We start from the raw sequence: 15,444 nt of genomic DNA on the forward strand, positions 1-15,444 counted from the left end.
CTGCTGCCTCACTCGCCCAGTACCGCTGTAATGCTCTGCTGAAGCAGTTCCACCAGGAGATCGGCCTCCGCTTCGGTGATGACGAAGGGCGGCGAGATCAGAACATGGTCGCCGTCCGGGGAGGCGGCTGTGCCGTTGCCGCCCATGAGCAGCATCCCTCGGCGCAGCGCCTCGGCGACAATACGTTCCTGCACGCGTGCGCCCCTGGGAAACGCCGCATTCGTGTCCGGCTCGGCGGCCAGCTCCACGGCCAGTAGCAGGCCGCGGCCCCGGACCTCTGAGACGTGGGCGGTCTCCTTGCCCATCTCGATCAGTCGTTCCTTGAGAAGGTCGCCCACCGTCGCACAGCGGTCGACGAGCCCCAGCGTGGCCACGTAACGCTGGACCGCGAGGCCGGCGGCACAGCTCACAGGATGGCCGGAGAACGTCATCCTCACGGAAACGTTTCCGGTGCCGTCCCTGATGGCCTCGGCGACACGCTCGTGCACCACGACCGCACCCAGGGGTGCGTATCCGCTCGTCAGCCCCTTGGAGCAAAGGATCATGTCCGGTATCGCGTTCCAGTGCTGGATCGCGAAGTCTCTTCCCGTCCGCCCGAATCCGGTGACGACCTCGTCGGCGATGAAGAGGACTCCGTACTCGTCACAGATCGACCGAACCAATTCGTAGTAGCCCGCCGGGGGTTCCATGGCGCCGCTGGTCGTACCGCCGATCGGTTCAGCGATGAACGCCGCCACCGTCGCCGGGTCGGCCCGCTCGATCGCATCCGCCAGATCGGTGGCGCACTTGACCGAGCACGTGGGACGACTCAGTCCGAACGGGCAGTGTGAGCACTGCGGCGACACGACATGCCGGGCAGGTGGCAGGTACGGACCGAGCCGTGACCGATGAACGGCGTGGCCGCCCATGCCCACCGCGCCGAGGGTGCCGCCGTGGTAGCTGTGCCATCGGCCGATGATCTTGTGGCGCTCCGGCTCGCCCCGCTCCACGTGATACTGACGGGCCAACTGCATGGCTATCTCGGCCGCCTCCGAGCCGCTGCTGGTGAAGTACACCCAGTCCAGGCCGGGTGGGGTGCGCGAGCCGATCAGTTCGGCGAGCTCCAACTGCGGCTCGTTCGCCCAGGTTCGCGAACTGGCATAAGCGATTCTTCGCGCCTGCCCGGCCATGGCCTCCGCGATCTCAGCCACGCCATGGCCGATGGTGACCACATGTGCGCCGCCGACGGCGTCGAGAAACGGCCGTCCGTCGCGGTCGTAGAGGTACACCCCCGCGCCCCTGTCCACGACGGGCCACGCACCGGGCCAGTCCCCGTACAGCAGGCCGCCACCACGACTACTCATCGCGCTCCTCCCTTACGAATCGGCAGAGATGCGAGCCGAAGGCGAGCAGATCCCCGTCCGACAGCACGGCCCGTTCGGCCGCGACGCCGTTGACCGCTGAGGAACCGAAGCCGAGGTCCCGTAATTCGTACCCGGTTCGAGTCGCTTGGATGACCGCATGGAACGGTCTGACCGACGGAGAGGACAGCGTGACGTCCGCCGTGCTGCTGCGACCGATCATCGTCCGTGCCCGAACCAGCGGTATCCGGGACCCGTCCGGCAGCCGTAGCGCCGCGGCGCCGCCGCGGGCCGCTTCAGGGGCGGTGGGCGCCGCCCGCGGCCGCTGTGACCGCCCGGTGAACCGCAGTGCCGCGTCACGGAGTACGAGTGTGGGCAGGACCCACTGGACGGCATCGATGCTTCCCTCTGCCGATGCCTGTCGCAGAGCCTGACGGCCGCGGTGGACCATATGGTCGAGGCTCGTACCGGGATGCGCGAGCAGGGTCTCGTAGAAGGTGTGCGCGAAAAGCGCCGCCGCCGACTCGTCGAGCGTCGCCCGCATACCGACGACGGCGTGGGCGATCCGGTCGGTGATCACCGCTGCCAGTGACCGGCCGCGCAGCGGAGGACTGGCCGAGTCGCACACGCTCAGCACCACCAGGTGCAGACGCAGCCCCGCCAACTGCTCGCAGAACTCCTCGGCCTCGTACGGGCGGACGGCGTGGTCCTGGTCCTCCCAGAGGATCTTGCCCGGTCTGCCGTGTGCGACGACATGCAGGACGGTGCAGCGGCGCTCCGCGATCTCCTGTCGCAGGACGCCGAGGTCCCGGTTCTCCGACCACTGGAACATGCCCCGCGCATGCTCGAACCGGGAGGCCAGTGCGGTGATCTGCTGCCGCTGAAGTTCGACGTTGGCGCTGGGCAGGCCGCGGGGCATCGCCGTCGCGACGAGAACCGACGGGCGGGCCGCCACCACACGCTCGGTGTGCTCGTACGCGCCCCAACGGGTGCGGTGGACCAGCGACAACGCCGGGTCGTCGCAGATCCAGTCGCCTGCGTCGTCCTGGGCCGCCTCCCAGGGAATCCGGCTCGCGGGACCATCCGCGGGAAGCCACAGCCTGTCCTGGGGAAGCAGCGCGGCCGGCAGCAGATGGGCTGCCAGTCGACCACGCTCGGGCAGTTGCTCCCGGACGCCGCAGGAGAGCGCCCGGAAGGCCGACCGGCCGAACTCGGCCAGCTGTTCACGGGCCTGCGCACGAGCGAACCCCAGGCTGTTGCCGACTCCGGGTATCAGTCGCAGCAGACGTGCCCGCTGCACCAACTCGGTCGCCGTGGTCGTGGCGATACGCGCGGGTTCGACGAGATAGTCAGCCATCTTCGGCCACCGCTGCCCCAGCCGGATCAGGACTGTCGGCAGAATCGGTCGAGGTCCACCCGGGCCAGCCAGAGGGCGACACACACGGCCACCGCCGGAACCGCCATGGCCGGCTCGGCTGAGTTCAAGGTGGCGAGGAGACTCACCACGAGCGGCAGGAGACCGCCCGATTCGCCGCCGCCGAACGACAGTGACCGAGCGTATTCCGGCTTGAGGCCCTGGCAGTTGGGCTGGCACACCTGCTGCCGAATGGATTCCTTGTGGTATTCGATGAAGCGTCTGCCCAGGCTGAGTGGCCCGTAGTCACCGGATGCCCAGGCTGGAGGCCGCCCCGCTGCCGCGGCGGTCTCCAGCACGAGTTCCTGAAGCTGGATTCCGAGTTGCTCTTCGATGCCGTCGGCACTCAGATCCGCGATACCGCCTTCGGTGGCTTGCAGAAGCAGCAGCTCGATCTGTTCGACTGCTTCCGGGTCGACATCGCCGGCCTTGGTGTCGGCGGGTGCCGGAAGACCGGGTGTGGCCGTCACCTCCGCGAACAACTGAGGCAGTACCTCCTTCTCCCAGGACGGGTCGGACTCCGCGATGCTGATGGCCAGATCGAGCTCCGCGGCCGCGGACCGTGCCTGGAGGGCCAGTTCGACGGCTTCGTCCTGCTGCCCCAGGTGGTAGTGCGCGATGGCCTGCTCCATCAGCGCGACGGAGCCGTCCATGGCTTGGGCGACGAGTTCCTGCGATTCACGCAGCAGGGGAATCGCCTCCTGGTACCTGCCCTGTCGATTGGCGAGGATCCCGAGGTTGCCCTTGCCGATGCCGGTCATGTCCTTTCCCCACGCCGTGGCGAGATGCTGCTCGGACGCGCCGATGACCTGGGTGAAGGCCTCGGTGGCGGCATCGAAGTCATGGGATGCGGAGAGCATGTTGCCGAGTCGGTTGACGACCCGGGCGAACCACTCGTCCCGGCCGAGTTCGCTGAAGATCCCTGCGACTCTGCGGAGACTCTGCACGCCCGCGGGTCCATCGTGGTCGCCGGCCTGCGGGTTGAGGTGGGTCACCCGGTTGTAGTCGGTGATCGCCTCGTACAGCGGCCGGGTTTCCGGTGGCGCCGCCGCGATGAAGTCCGTCGCCTCGTCGAAGCAGCCACGTAGACGTTCCTCGTCCCCGTGCAACAGGTGCACCCTGGAAACCCATGTCAGCAGTACGGTCAGGTACTCCTCGCCCAGGTCCTGCTCCCGAAGCGCGGGTAATGCCCAGCTGCCGTGCTCCTCCAGCTGACGCCAGTACCCGCGGCAGAAGAGGAAGTAGCTGACGTCCGAGTAGATCACCGAAGCCCGCGCGTACACCGTCTCGTTCTGGCGTGTGCGCGCCCACTCGAACAGGCCTTCAAGGTTGGCGCGCTCGGCCTCCAGCAGTTCGAAGCAGTCCTGCCACCGCGGCTGGGCAAGGCTCCGCGCGACGTAGTCGGCGATCGCGTCCACCCAACGAGTGCGGACATCGTCCCCGTCGGAACCGGACGGCGTGGGCAGGATGCTTCCCATGATGTACGTCCTTGTCATCGGTAGGAGGTTCAATCGCGTGGCGGTTGCCTCCAGCACGCCGAGTCGCCGCAGTTTGACCAGAGCTCTGTCGAAGTCCAGCCGCTGCTGGGACAGACCGGATGCCCGGCGGGCAAGGTCGATCGACGCTCCGCCCGAGAAGAGGGCGATGGAAACCAGGAGTTCGCCGACCGGTGTCCCCTGGACGGAGTCCCACGCCTTGAAGAAGCAGAACTCGAGGAGGTCGCTGGTCGTCTCCCCGAAATTGTCGAGTATGTGTGAGACGTCGTAGCCCAACCGCACCAGGTTCACGGCCCAGACGATCGCCAGGGGTATGCCACCGCAGAGATCGTGCAGTCGTCTCGCCTCGGAGTCCGACAGCCGGATGTCCTTCCCGTCCTGAATCTCCTGGAGCAACTCCCGGACCTCAGGGAACGAGAGCGGCCCGAGCCGCACGGGCCGCCCGAAGTCCAGTTGCCTTCTGGCAGTCGCGATGACACGGCAGGCACCCGGAAGCGAGTCCAGGAAGGAGAGCACCCGTTCGTCCTCGACCTCGTCGAGGTCATCGGCGACGATCAGGGTCGATTTCCGCGACAGTGCGGCACGAAGCAACGCGGGCTGTTCTTCGGGCAGCGCCCGCATCACATCCGGACGTTCCAGCACTGCGGAGATATTGGTGATGAAGTCGCTCAGTGTGCCGCAGACCAGTGGCGACCGCAGCACCCCGTCGGCGGTCAGAATGGCCGGCCGGGCGGAAAGCCAGACAAGCACCTCGTAACGCGGGAGCCGGTCTTGCGTCTCCGCGGCCGCGATGCGGTGGACAGCTTCGATGACGACCGATGTCTTGCCCGAGCCGGCCGGACCGTAGACCAGGACGTTCTGCGCCGGCGATTCCGCGGCCAGTACATCGATGACGTGCCGGACCATTTCTTCGCGTCCCACCAACTTGCGGTAGCGCCGCAAAGGAAGGTTGGACTGGATAGGGACTATTAATGCTTCACTACCGTCCGGCACCCACGAACCCTTTCGACCATGACCCGTACGTCCGCGGACGGCAGGCGCCTGCGGACAGTGGTCAGCTACTCCGCGGAGTCGATGACTTCGTACTTGTCGCCCCGGACACGTACCGCCTGGTCGTTGCGCAGTGGCACGAGCGTCAGTTCGTCCTCGTACCGGCGAATGATGGCTTCGTATTCCGGCAGATACTTTTCGTTCCCATAGTGCGGCAGGACGACGAAGTCGACGAGACCCAGTCCGCGGTGATCTTCGAGGCCCGGCGCCTCCTGGGGATCATCAAGGGTGGCTACGGGCCGGAGATCGGGTCCGAGCAAAATGGCACCGGCACTGGCACCGATGTACTTGACACCATGGTCGAGCAACTCCCCGAGCACTTCACCGAAGCCGCTCGCCAGAGCTTTCTCCAGCAGGTAGAACGAATTCCCGCCCGCGACGAAGACCACGTCCACGCCCACCAGCTCGGCACGCAGTTCCGCTGCCGTCTTGCCTCCCAGCGTCACTTCCAGCAGGTCGAACCCCAGTCGACCCAGAAGCGACCGGTCCCGCTCGACGAACGAGCGGTCCGCGTAGGGGTCGCCCGCGTCGGGGACGAAAGCCAGCCTTTTTCCCCTGGGGTCTCCGCCGACGAATTCAGTGACGGCACCCAGCCCCAGAGAGACAAGAAGCAGATCACGCGAAGCCATGCGGCACACTCCGTTCCATTACAGATAGCTGTACTAATTTCCACACCGGACACGCAACGCTAATCGCCATGCACTATAACGCCGCGGACATTCTTCCCCGCATGCATGTCGGCATACCCTTGCCGGACATCGTCGAGCTGATACTGGGCCGATATGATTTCATCCAGCATCAGCTTTCCCTCCTGATACATCCGGAGCAGCAGCGGTATGTCACTCCGCGGATTGCAGTTGCCGTAGAGGGAGCCGACGACGCGCTTGCTTTCGACCGTGAGCAGGGTTCCGGGCAGCTTGACCGTCACTTCGCTGGATCGGTCGTGCGCGCCGATCAATACGACGGTTCCGCCTTTTCGAGTGATGTCGAACGCCGAAGTGATGATCTCGGCGTCGACCACGCCCGCCGTGACGATCACGACGTCGGCCCCGACCCCGCGGGTCGACCGCGCGATCTCGTCCGCGGCCGAGCCGGCGTCGGCATGGACGGCCGTCGCTCCCATCTTCAGCGCGAAGTCCCGTTTGGCCTGCACCGGGTCGATGACCACCAGTTCTCCGGCTCCCGCCGTTGCCGCGCCTTGCACTGCGTTGCAGCCCACTCCACCGCAGCCGAAGACGACGACGACATCCCCCGGACGCACCTCGGCCACCCGGACCGCCGCCCCCCAGCCCGTCGGTACACAGCAACTCAGCAGTGACGCGACGCCGAACGGCACGCTCTTGTCGATGGGGACGCAGTTGTTCGCGGAGATCACGGCACGCCGGGAGAACGTTCCCAGGCTGTCCATCGCGCCGAAGTCGCGTGCGCCGCGGTGGAACCGGAAGGACCCGTCCCGCATCGCACCCACGAGATCCGGGGATTCGTCGCAGAGGAACGTGCGCCCCGTGGAACACCACCGGCAGCGGCCGCACACCGGGATGAACGAACACACCACGTGATCACCGGGACGCACCTGGGTCACACCGGGGCCCACCATCTCGACGACTCCGGCGCCCTCATGGCCGCCCACGACGGGAAAGCGTGCGTCATCGCTGTGTTTGAGGTGCTCGTCCGAGTGACAGAGGCCGGCGACCTCGACGCGAAGGAGAACCTCGCCTTCCCTTGGATCGTCCAGCTCCAGGTCGACAACGTCCCAGTCCTGACCAGGTCCCGCCAGAACAGCTGCCCTCGTCCGCACCGTCCGCCTCCGTTGGATACGCCGCTCGGGGTCTGCTGGGTACACATCACGAGGACTGCTCAGGCGGCGATCCGTCGAAGCAAGGGGGATCGCGCCCCGTACCGTCGTCGCGACGACTCGAACTCTCCTGCTTGGTCTGGCGACCGATCGTCGGCAACCGGGGCACAGGGAGACCGCTGACATGCCGGCTCGGAACCCGGGCTCAAAGAGATTCCCCCCAGTTACACGCCGGAAGCATAGCGTAATGCCGCGCACCCAGGACGTCGGAAGTCCGACAGTCACAGGCATCCGTCCTTCGGGACGACCGCCCGCCGTCGGCCATGGTCCAATACAGTCCACCGCATGGCTGCCGTCCTCTTCGACTTCTCCGGGACCCTGTTCCGCGTCGAGTCCACCGAGTCCTGGCTGCGTGCCGTGCTGGCCGCGTCGGCGTTGGAGCTGTCCGAGCGTGAACTGACCGAGGCGGCAAGCGCGTTGGAGGCCGCGGGGGCGCTGCCCGGCGGGGCGGCTCCGGTCGAGCTGCCCGCGGAGTTGGCGGAGGTGTGGGCGGTCCGGGACGAGAGCGCCGCGCTGCACCGGGCCGCGTACACCGGTCTGTCCCGCCGGGTTGCGCTGCCCGATCCGGGGCTGCACGAGGCGCTGTACGACCGGCACATGTCCCCGCGGGCCTGGTCCCCGTACCCCGACGCCGCCGAGGTGCTCGGCACCCTGCGCGAGCGCGGGATCGGCGTGGGCGTGGTCAGCAACATCGGCTGGGACCTGCGCCCGGTCTTCCGCGAGCACGGGCTCGACGGGTACGTGGACGCGTACGTGCTGTCGTACGAGCACGGCATCCAGAAGCCGGACCCGCGTCTGTTCGCCACGGCCTGCGCGGCGCTCGGCGTCGAACCGCGGGACGCGCTGATGGTCGGCGACAGCCGGCCGGCGGACGGTGGTGCGGCGGCTCTGGGGTGCCGGGTGCACTTCGTGGACCACCTGCCGGTGACCGAGCGGCCGGACGCGCTGCTGCCGGTGCTGGACCTGGTGGGCTGAACCGGCCGGCCCGGCCGGTTCAGCCCTGGTGTCCCTCGACCTGTGACTCGGAGCGCACCCGGACCTCGTCGGGGTCGTCCCCGAACTCGGCCTTGGCACGGCGTCGGCGCAGCAGGTCCCAGCACTGGTCGAGCCGGCGTTCCAGGCTGCCGAGCCGCTGTTGCTCGGTGGCGCTGTCGATCTCGCCGGCCGCGAGCGCGGCCCGCAGCCTGTGCTCGTCCTCGACCATCTCCGTGATCCGGGCCAGGATCTGCCGGTCCTGTTCCATGTCCGCCACGCTCCTCAGAGCCGCCCGCCTGAGACGATCCCCCGTGTCGTCCCAGACGGACGGCAGCTCTGAACAGGCCCCGGCCGAAGCGGCGCCTGGTGCGTCGATTATAGTTGGCTGGCAGCCAGTCAACGCAGGAGTCACAGCATGTCCCCGCGCAGCGCCTCGGTCAATGAAGAGTTGCGGCGGCGTTCCCGGGAGCGGCTCCTCCAGGCCGCGGTGGAGCTGGTCGGCGAGCACGGGTACGAGGCCACGACCCTGGGTGACATCGCGGACCGGGCGGGCTCGGCGCGCGGTCTGGTGTCGTACTACTTCCCCGGCAAACGCCAGCTCGTGCAGTCCGCCGTGCACCGGCTGATGCACCGCACGCTGGAGGAGGCGCTGGAGCGCGAGCCGCGCACCGACGACGGGCGGGAGCGGCTGGCGCGGGCCATCGACGCGATCCTGGGCCTGGCCCGGGACCGGCCCGTGCTGATGCGCCAGCACATGGCCGGGCTGCTCCAGGCCGAGGGCCTCGTCCAGTGCCCGGAGCAGCGCCGCCTGTCCGAGCTGCTCGGCGACACGGTCGCCAGGTACGGCTCGCAGGACGTCCGGGCCGACTATCCCCTGCTGCGCGCCGTGCTGATGGGGGCGGTGTACGCGGCGCTGGTGCCGGGCGTGCCGATGCCGGTCCCGAAGCTGCGGGACGAGCTGTTCCAGCGTTACGGCCTCGACTGGGAGCTGGGCGTCCCGCCCGGGACGGAAGCGGCGGACGAGCCGTGCGAGAAGGACCTGTCGCGGTTCTTCGCAACGGAGGAGCGGCCGGGGGACCAGCGGGGCGCCCGCTAGGGACGGTCCCTGGAGCCGGTGGGGTGACGTCACCGGCTCCACGGCGCATCACTCCTCCGGCCCCTGTCAGCGGAGCCGCCGCGGTGCGATGCTGGAGCCATGCGTGTCGCCGTCGTCGGCTCCGGGCCGAGCGGGTGTTACACCGCCCAGAGCCTGGTCCAGCTGGATTCCGAGGTGTTCGTCGACGTACTGGACCGACTGCCGTGCCCGTACGGCCTGGTGCGTTACGGCGTGGCCCCGGACCACGAGAAGATCAAGTCGCTTCAGGGCAGCCTGCGCACGGTGCTGGAGCACGACCGGGTGCGGTTCCTCGGGGGCGTGCGGGTCGGCGGCCCAGGCGGGGTGTCCGTCGAGCGGCTGAAGAAGCTGTACCACGCGGTCGTGTACTGCGTGGGCGCCGCGACCGACCGCCACCTCGGCATTCCGGGCGAGGAACTGCCGGGCAGCTGGTCGGCGACCGAGTTCGTGTCCTGGTACAGCGCGCATCCCGACGCGGTCGAGGCCGGTTTCCTGACCGGCGCCCGGTCGGCCGTGGTCATCGGCGTCGGCAATGTCGCCGTGGACGTCACCCGGATGCTGGCCCGCGGCGCGACGGAGCTGAGCCCCACCGACATGCCGCAGGCGGCGCTCACCACGCTGGCGGCGAGCGGGGTGCGGGAGGTGAGGATGGTGGGCCGGCGCGGCCCCTCGCAGGCCCGTTTCACCACCAAGGAGCTGCGCGAGCTGGGCGCACTGCCCGGCACCGAGGTCACCGTGGACCCGGACGAACTGGCGCTCGACCCGGAGTACGTCGACCCGTCCGGGCTGCCCGCGCCGCGGCGGCGCAATGTGGAGGTGCTGCGCGGCTGGGCGGCGCTGCCGTCCCCGGAGGCGTCGCACCACATCCGGCTGCGCTTCTTCCTGCGCCCCGTCGAACTCCTCGCCCGAGGCGGGCGCGTGGGCGCGGTGCGCTTCGAACGGACCGTGCCGGACGGGCAGGGCGGCGTCACGGGCACCGGCCGGTTCGAGGACGTCGAGGCGCAGTTGGTGCTGCGCTCGGTCGGCTATCGCGGAGTGCCGCTGGAGGGGCTGCCGTTCGACGCGGAGAGCGGCACGGTGCCGAACGTCGACGGCCGGGTGGTGCGCGGCTGCGCAGTGTCGGCGGGCGAGTACGTGGCCGGCTGGATCAAGCGCGGCCCGACGGGTGTCATCGGCACCAACCGCCCGTGCGCCAAGGAGACGGCGACCTCCCTGCTCGCCGACGCCCCGGTGCTCGCCCGCCGGCCCGCCCCGGACGATCCCGTCGCGGCGCTGCGGGCCATCGGGATCGATCCGGTGCCGTGGGCGGGCTGGCAGGCGATCGAGCGTGCCGAGGCGGAACTCGGCGCCTCGCTCGGGCGGAGCGTGGTCAAACTGGCCGACTGGGACTCGCTGCTGGCGGCGGCGCGGACGGCGGCCCCTTAGGGGCGGCGGCCGTCTGGTCCCGGCCGCCCTCGGGGGTTCAGTTCCTGCGGAACAGCCCCGTGGGCACCGCCGCGGCCAGCTTCCCGTACCCCGTCGGGTTCAGGTGCAGCCAGTCCCCGTCGTGCAGGTCCGGGCGGAGGCGGCGGGGGTTGTCCGGGTCCCGTACCGCGCGGTCGAAGTCGATGACCGCGTCGAAGTGGCCGGGGGTGCGGATCCAGGCGTTGACGCGCTGCCGGGAGGCCTCGCGTTCGCCTGCGGGGTCGTCGTAGAGGGTGCTGCCGCCGAAGGGTGTCAGGGTGGCGCCGTAGACGCGGATGCCCTGGGCGTGGGCGCGGACGACGATCTGCCGGTAGGCGGCGATCAGGTCGTCGGTGAGCCGGCGCTGGGCGTCGGGGGTGGCGTCGGCGGTGCCGATGTCGTTGACGCCCTCGAAGACGATCAGCCGGGAGACGCCGCTGCGGGAGAGGACGTCGCGGTCGAGGCGGGCGAGGACGTTGGGGCCGAGCCCGTCATCGAGGACGCGGTTGCCGCCCGCCGCCTGGTTGAGGACGGCGATGCCGGAGGTGGCCGGCCGGGTCCGGAGGCGGTCGAAGAGCTGGTCGGGCCAGCGGTCGTTGCCGTTGGTGGTGGAGCCGCGGCCGTCGGTCAGCGAGTCGCCCAGGATCGCCAGTGCCTCGGTGGCCCCCGGTGACAGGACCTCGACGTCGCTCAGCAGGTACCAGTGGTTGACCGGGGTCGCGCCCGGAAGGTCCTGGTCCTGGGTGTGGTCTCCGCTGATCAGGTACGAGGTCGTGCGCGAGCCCGGGTGCGAGGTGAGCGCGAGCGACGGCTGGCCCTGTGCGAGGTACGCCGTGACGGTCAGGGCGGATCCCGTCGCCAGGTCGAAGTCCAGGGGATCGGAGACCACCTCGGCGCCGACCGGGACGGTCGCGAAGGCGCGCCCCGAGAAGGTCACCCGCTGGGTGCTGCCGGGCTCGACCGCGGCGGCTCCCGCCTGTCCGCCCTGCGGCAGCGCCACCGTCACCGCCGTGAGCGGCAGCGGGGTGTCGCCGTAGGCGTTGGAGAAACGCAGCCGGATGCGGTGGCCGCCGGTGGACACGCGCAGGGTCTGCCGCAGGGTGGTGTCGGCCAGGACGGATTTGGTGCCGGTGAAGGGCGCGGGCGGCAGGTTGGCGGGTTCGGTGAGCTGCGGCATCGCGGTCCAGGTGTTGACCCAGTGCCTGCCGGTGGCCGGGTGCGAGGTGGCCTGCGGTGACGCGGCGTCGGAGCCGCCGACCAGGGCGGTGAGTGCCGACGACGTCACGACGAGTGCGAGGACGAGGACACAGGTGCTGATCAGGGTGGCGAGCGGGATTCGTCTGGGCGGCTTCACGTGGCCCTTCCTGACAAGGGGATGGGTGGCGGGTGCGCCCCGAACTCCCGTGCGGCGCGCACCCGGGTTCGTCAACCGACCGTGCAGGCGGTTCCGTTGAGGGTGTAGGCGGTGGGAGCGGCGCTGTTGCCGGTGTGCGTGGCCTGGTAGCCGATGCTGACGCCGGCGTTCGGCGCGATGGTGCCGTTGTAGGAGGCGTTGGTGGCCGTCACCGCTCCGGAGGACGGGCTGTAGGTGGCGTTCCAGCCATTGGTGATGGTCTGGCCGGAGGGCAGGGTGAAGCCCAGTTTCCAGCCGGTGACCGCTGTCGTCCCGGTGTTGGTGATGGTCACGGAGGCGGTCAGGCCGGTGCTCCAGGCGTTGGTGGTGACCGTCACCTTGCAGGCCCCGGCCGGTGTCGGGGGCACGCTGCCGCCGCTGTCGAGGCCGAAGAAGTGCAGCGCGCGGGCCGCCATGCCGTAGGTGTACAGGTTGTGGCCGACGCCCTGGAGGCTGATGGCCTCGACGGGTGCCTGATCACCGGTGGAGCCGTAGCGGGTGCGGGTCCACCCGGACTGGGGCGAGTCGGTGGCGGCGGGTGTCTGGCTCACGCCGAGGACATTGGTCCACTGCTTGATCGCCTCCCCGAAGTTGGGGTAGCGCAGCACGTCGTCCTCGGTGCCGTGCCACAGCTGCATCCGCGGCCGGGGGCCGCTGTAGCCGGGGTAGGCGCCACGGACCAGGTCGCCCCATTCCTGCGGGGTGTGGGTGAGGGCGCCCGAGGAGCAGGTGCTGTTCCACTCGGAGCCGTCGGTGGTGGCGAAGCACCCGAAGGGCACACCGGAGAACGCGGCGCCCGCGGCGAACACGTCCGGGTAGTCGCCGAGCAGGACGTTCGTCATCATCGCGCCGGAGGAGATGCCGGTGACGAACACCTTGCCGGTGTCGGCCGAGTAGGTGCGGGTCGCCCAGTCCACCATCGACCTGATGCCGACCGGGTCGCTGCCGCCGCCGTGGCGCAGGGCCTGCGGGGAGGAGACGTCGAAGCACTTGCTGGCCCGGGTCACCGACGGGTACACGACGACGAACCCGTACTGGTCGGCCAGTTGGGCCCACTCGGTGCCGGAGTACATGGCGGAGGCGGAGCCGCCGCACCAGTGCACGGCCACCACGACCGCCGGGTGCGCGGTGACGCCGCTCGGCACGTACATGTACATCTGGAGGTTGCTGGGGTTGTCGCCGAAGCCGGTGACCTCGGTGAGCGTGGCCGTGGGCAGGGCGGCGGGGGCGTCGGTGCGGGCGGCGGCCGGCGGCGCGGTGAGGAACGCCGCCGCGAGCAGCGGGAGCAGCGCCGCGAGGAGTGCGGTCAGGATGCGTCGTAAAGGCACTGTGGGGGGCATGTGCGGCATCGTGGCATGGACATGGCCGTCATGGAAGCGCTCCCACGCGACTTCCCCGCGGCCGGAACAAGCCCTGCCGCCTTCTGCGCAAAGCGTTGACTAGAAAGCGCTTGCATCCTACGGTCCCGTTCAGTGACATGACCCGGGGGGCGGATATTGCCCCCGATCTGACCATCTGTTCGCGTACGGCGTTCCACATCACGCATGAAGTTCATCCACATGACCTCGTGCGTGGCCCCCCACACCGGTCGGGTCCGGCAGCTCGGCACCTTCGCCACGCCGCCCTACGCCCCTGACCGTCCCCAACAAGGAAGAAGGAATCGGGACATGACTTCTTCGGCACGACCGCGCGCCCGCAGGCGCGCCCTGACCGGCGCACTGGCCGCTGTCGGACTCTCGGCTGTCATGATCATGACTGACGGAGCCCTGACGCCGGCGAGCGCCGCCACCTGGCCCTCCGCCAACGGCAGCCAGGCGGTCACCTCCACCATCTCCGTCTCCGGCACCAAGGACTACGGGATGAAGCGCCTGTACGGCAGCGGAGACCTCGGCACCGGCGGACAGAGCGAGGACCAGGACCCGATCCTCGAACTGGCCCCCGGCACCGTTCTGAAGAACGTGATCATCGGCGCGCCCGCCGCGGACGGCATCCACTGCCTGGGCAGCTGCACGCTTCAGAACGTCTGGTGGGAGGACGTGGGCGAGGACGCGGCGACGTTCCTCGGCTCCTCGTCGTCCAACGTGTACACCGTCTCCGGCGGTGGCGCGAAGGAGGCCAGCGACAAGGTGTTCCAGTTCAACGGCGCCGGCACGCTCAACGTCTCGAACTTCGCGGTGCAGAACTTCGGCAAGCTGGTCCGTTCCTGCGGCAACTGCCGGACGCAGTACAAGCGGACCATCAACCTCAACACCATCGAGGCGACCTACAAGGGCAGCGCGCTCGTCGGGATCAACACCAACTACGGCGACAGCGCGACGCTGAAGAAGATCACGATCGTCGGGGACAGCAGCAAGAAGATCGTGCCCTGCCAGAAGTACATCGGCAACAACACGGGCGCGGAGCCGCCCAAGAACGGCAGCGGCCCTGACGGGACGAACTGCAAGTACGCGTCCTCCGACATCACCTACAGGTAGGACACGGCTCCCCCACGACGGCGGTCGTACGAGGCGCACCTGACGGCGCTTCGTACGGCCGCCTGCCACCGCCTACCGGGTGCGACCGAGCATCGCGTCCGTCAGCTCCCGCTGGTAGCCGGTGTACGCGGCGCGCAGGTCCGGGCCCGGCCAGCCGGCGGGCAGGAGTCCGGTGGGCAGGACGGGGTCGGCCAGGAGGTGGCGCACGACGGCCGCGAGGGCGGTGAAGCGGTCGGCCGGGCGGTCGGTCGCGGCGACGTGGGCGAGCAGCGCCCTGGCGGTGTCCGCCCAGGCGTCCAGCGGCCACAGCCCCGCGGCCAGGTCACGGGCGGGTTCCTCGGGCCGGGCGGTGAAGCGCCGGACCACGTCGCCGAGGCCGTCGGGTTCCGCACGGCGCAGATTGGCGGGCCGCAGCCAGACGCCCTCGCGGAGTTCGGCGAGTCTGCGGGCGGCCAGCCGGGCGCGGAGGTCGGCGCGTTCGGCGGGGCCGCGGCCGGTCGCGATGACGACCACCGTCTCCCAGTCGCCGTCCCAGGGGAGGGTCTCCGGATGCACGGCCTCGTCCTGCCGCCCCTGGCGGCTGAGCAGGCGGTCGCTGAGCCGGTAGACGGCGTCCGTGCGCCGCAGGTCACCGGCGGCCACCATCCGGCTGAGCGCGGCCCGCAGGGTGGATCCGCCGACGCCGAGCGGCTCGACCGCGCGTACCAGGTCCTTCACGGGCAGCTCGGGCGGATGCGCGCCCAGCAGCAGGCTGAGGACCACCGACCGGGCGGACAGGGGGCGCAGCTCGAGCTCCGGGAGGCCGGCCGCCGCGTTCCCGGCCACGTTCTCGTGCATGGAGACGTACTGTACGGGGCCGGTGGTATTGCATCATTGCTGCGACCGTAGAA

General features: G+C 69.6%; 13 protein-coding genes. 4 read left to right on the forward strand and 9 right to left on the reverse strand.

Annotated features, from left to right (window positions below):
* Positions 1–8 precede the first annotated feature (8 nt).
* From ABZ915_RS15005 to ABZ915_RS15025, 5 genes are all read right to left on the reverse strand, one after another.
* The gene (locus ABZ915_RS15005) at positions 9–1,343 is read right to left on the reverse strand and encodes an aminotransferase class III-fold pyridoxal phosphate-dependent enzyme (RefSeq protein WP_361801577.1); all 1,335 of its coding nucleotides are present in this window, start codon (positions 1,341–1,343) and stop codon (positions 9–11) included.
* Positions 1,336–2,697: a CHAT domain-containing protein gene (locus tag ABZ915_RS15010; RefSeq protein ID WP_361801580.1), complete on the reverse strand. Its 1,362-nt coding sequence runs from the start codon at positions 2,695–2,697 to the stop codon at positions 1,336–1,338. Before ABZ915_RS15010 ends, ABZ915_RS15005 begins: the two co-directional genes overlap by 8 nt.
* A gap of 26 nt (positions 2,698–2,723) precedes the next feature.
* Complete coding sequence (locus ABZ915_RS15015) at positions 2,724–5,243, reverse strand: tetratricopeptide repeat protein (RefSeq protein ID WP_361801583.1); 2,520 nt, start codon at positions 5,241–5,243, stop codon at positions 2,724–2,726.
* Positions 5,244–5,308: 65 nt separating this feature from the next.
* Positions 5,309–5,929 carry a Type 1 glutamine amidotransferase-like domain-containing protein gene (locus ABZ915_RS15020; RefSeq protein ID WP_361801586.1) on the reverse strand — a complete coding sequence of 207 codons (621 nt, stop codon included), beginning with the start codon at positions 5,927–5,929 and terminating at the stop codon, positions 5,309–5,311.
* A 59-nt stretch (positions 5,930–5,988) separates the two neighbouring features.
* Positions 5,989–7,098 (reverse strand): NDMA-dependent alcohol dehydrogenase, encoded by a 1,110-nt coding sequence (locus tag ABZ915_RS15025; protein ID WP_361801589.1) that lies wholly within the window; start codon positions 7,096–7,098, stop codon positions 5,989–5,991.
* 342 nt (positions 7,099–7,440) lie between these two features.
* Here ABZ915_RS15025 and ABZ915_RS15030 point away from each other — a divergent pair, with 342 nt between their 5' ends.
* Complete coding sequence (locus ABZ915_RS15030; RefSeq protein ID WP_361801592.1) at positions 7,441–8,130, forward strand: HAD-IA family hydrolase; 690 nt, start codon at positions 7,441–7,443, stop codon at positions 8,128–8,130.
* Between the two features lie 19 nt (positions 8,131–8,149).
* Here ABZ915_RS15030 and ABZ915_RS15035 read toward each other — a convergent pair whose 3' ends face one another.
* Complete coding sequence (locus tag ABZ915_RS15035; protein ID WP_361801595.1) at positions 8,150–8,398, reverse strand: DUF2630 family protein; 249 nt, start codon at positions 8,396–8,398, stop codon at positions 8,150–8,152.
* Between the two features lie 147 nt (positions 8,399–8,545).
* On the opposite strand from ABZ915_RS15035, the gene ABZ915_RS15040 reads away from it, so the two are divergent.
* Both ABZ915_RS15040 and ABZ915_RS15045 read left to right on the forward strand, forming a co-directional pair.
* Positions 8,546–9,226: a helix-turn-helix domain-containing protein gene (locus tag ABZ915_RS15040; RefSeq protein WP_361801598.1), complete on the forward strand. Its 681-nt coding sequence runs from the start codon at positions 8,546–8,548 to the stop codon at positions 9,224–9,226.
* 99 nt (positions 9,227–9,325) lie between these two features.
* The gene (locus ABZ915_RS15045; RefSeq protein WP_361801601.1) at positions 9,326–10,669 is read left to right on the forward strand and encodes an FAD-dependent oxidoreductase; all 1,344 of its coding nucleotides are present in this window, start codon (positions 9,326–9,328) and stop codon (positions 10,667–10,669) included.
* Between the two features lie 37 nt (positions 10,670–10,706).
* Here the strand turns inward: ABZ915_RS15045 and ABZ915_RS15050 are convergent, their stop codons facing one another.
* Positions 10,707–12,041 (reverse strand): SGNH/GDSL hydrolase family protein, encoded by a 1,335-nt coding sequence (locus ABZ915_RS15050; protein WP_361801604.1) that lies wholly within the window; start codon positions 12,039–12,041, stop codon positions 10,707–10,709.
* Between the two features lie 71 nt (positions 12,042–12,112).
* A complete protein-coding gene (locus ABZ915_RS15055) occupies positions 12,113–13,420 on the reverse strand; it encodes a PHB depolymerase family esterase (protein ID WP_361801607.1) in 1,308 nt (435 codons plus the stop codon).
* 327 nt (positions 13,421–13,747) lie between these two features.
* Here ABZ915_RS15055 and ABZ915_RS15060 point away from each other — a divergent pair, with 327 nt between their 5' ends.
* Positions 13,748–14,554: a pectate lyase gene (locus tag ABZ915_RS15060; protein ID WP_361801610.1), complete on the forward strand. Its 807-nt coding sequence runs from the start codon at positions 13,748–13,750 to the stop codon at positions 14,552–14,554.
* Positions 14,555–14,626: 72 nt separating this feature from the next.
* Here the strand turns inward: ABZ915_RS15060 and ABZ915_RS15065 are convergent, their stop codons facing one another.
* Positions 14,627–15,391, reverse strand: coding sequence for a PaaX family transcriptional regulator C-terminal domain-containing protein (locus ABZ915_RS15065; RefSeq protein WP_361801613.1), 765 nt, complete (start codon positions 15,389–15,391; stop codon positions 14,627–14,629).
* Positions 15,392–15,444 lie beyond the last annotated feature (53 nt).

It is taken from the genome of Streptomyces sp. NPDC046915, from assembly GCF_040644935.1.
GTDB lineage: Bacteria > Actinomycetota > Actinomycetes > Streptomycetales > Streptomycetaceae > Streptomyces.

Excerpts from the sequence above, each read along its gene's own strand:
- ABZ915_RS15005 (WP_361801577.1), bottom strand. The coding sequence starts at position 1,343 with ATGAGTAGTCGTGGTGGCGGCCTGCTGTACGGGGACTGGCCCGGTGCG.
- ABZ915_RS15055 (WP_361801607.1), bottom strand. The coding sequence starts at position 13,420 with ATGCCCCCCACAGTGCCTTTACGACGCATCCTGACCGCACTCCTCGCG.
- ABZ915_RS15045 (WP_361801601.1), top strand. The coding sequence starts at position 9,326 with ATGCGTGTCGCCGTCGTCGGCTCCGGGCCGAGCGGGTGTTACACCGCC.
- ABZ915_RS15010 (WP_361801580.1), bottom strand. The coding sequence starts at position 2,697 with ATGGCTGACTATCTCGTCGAACCCGCGCGTATCGCCACGACCACGGCG.
- ABZ915_RS15065 (WP_361801613.1), bottom strand. The coding sequence starts at position 15,391 with ATGCACGAGAACGTGGCCGGGAACGCGGCGGCCGGCCTCCCGGAGCTC.
- ABZ915_RS15035 (WP_361801595.1), bottom strand. The coding sequence starts at position 8,398 with ATGGAACAGGACCGGCAGATCCTGGCCCGGATCACGGAGATGGTCGAG.
- ABZ915_RS15060 (WP_361801610.1), top strand. The coding sequence starts at position 13,748 with ATGACTTCTTCGGCACGACCGCGCGCCCGCAGGCGCGCCCTGACCGGC.
- ABZ915_RS15030 (WP_361801592.1), top strand. The coding sequence starts at position 7,441 with ATGGCTGCCGTCCTCTTCGACTTCTCCGGGACCCTGTTCCGCGTCGAG.
- ABZ915_RS15020 (WP_361801586.1), bottom strand. The coding sequence starts at position 5,929 with ATGGCTTCGCGTGATCTGCTTCTTGTCTCTCTGGGGCTGGGTGCCGTC.
- ABZ915_RS15040 (WP_361801598.1), top strand. The coding sequence starts at position 8,546 with ATGTCCCCGCGCAGCGCCTCGGTCAATGAAGAGTTGCGGCGGCGTTCC.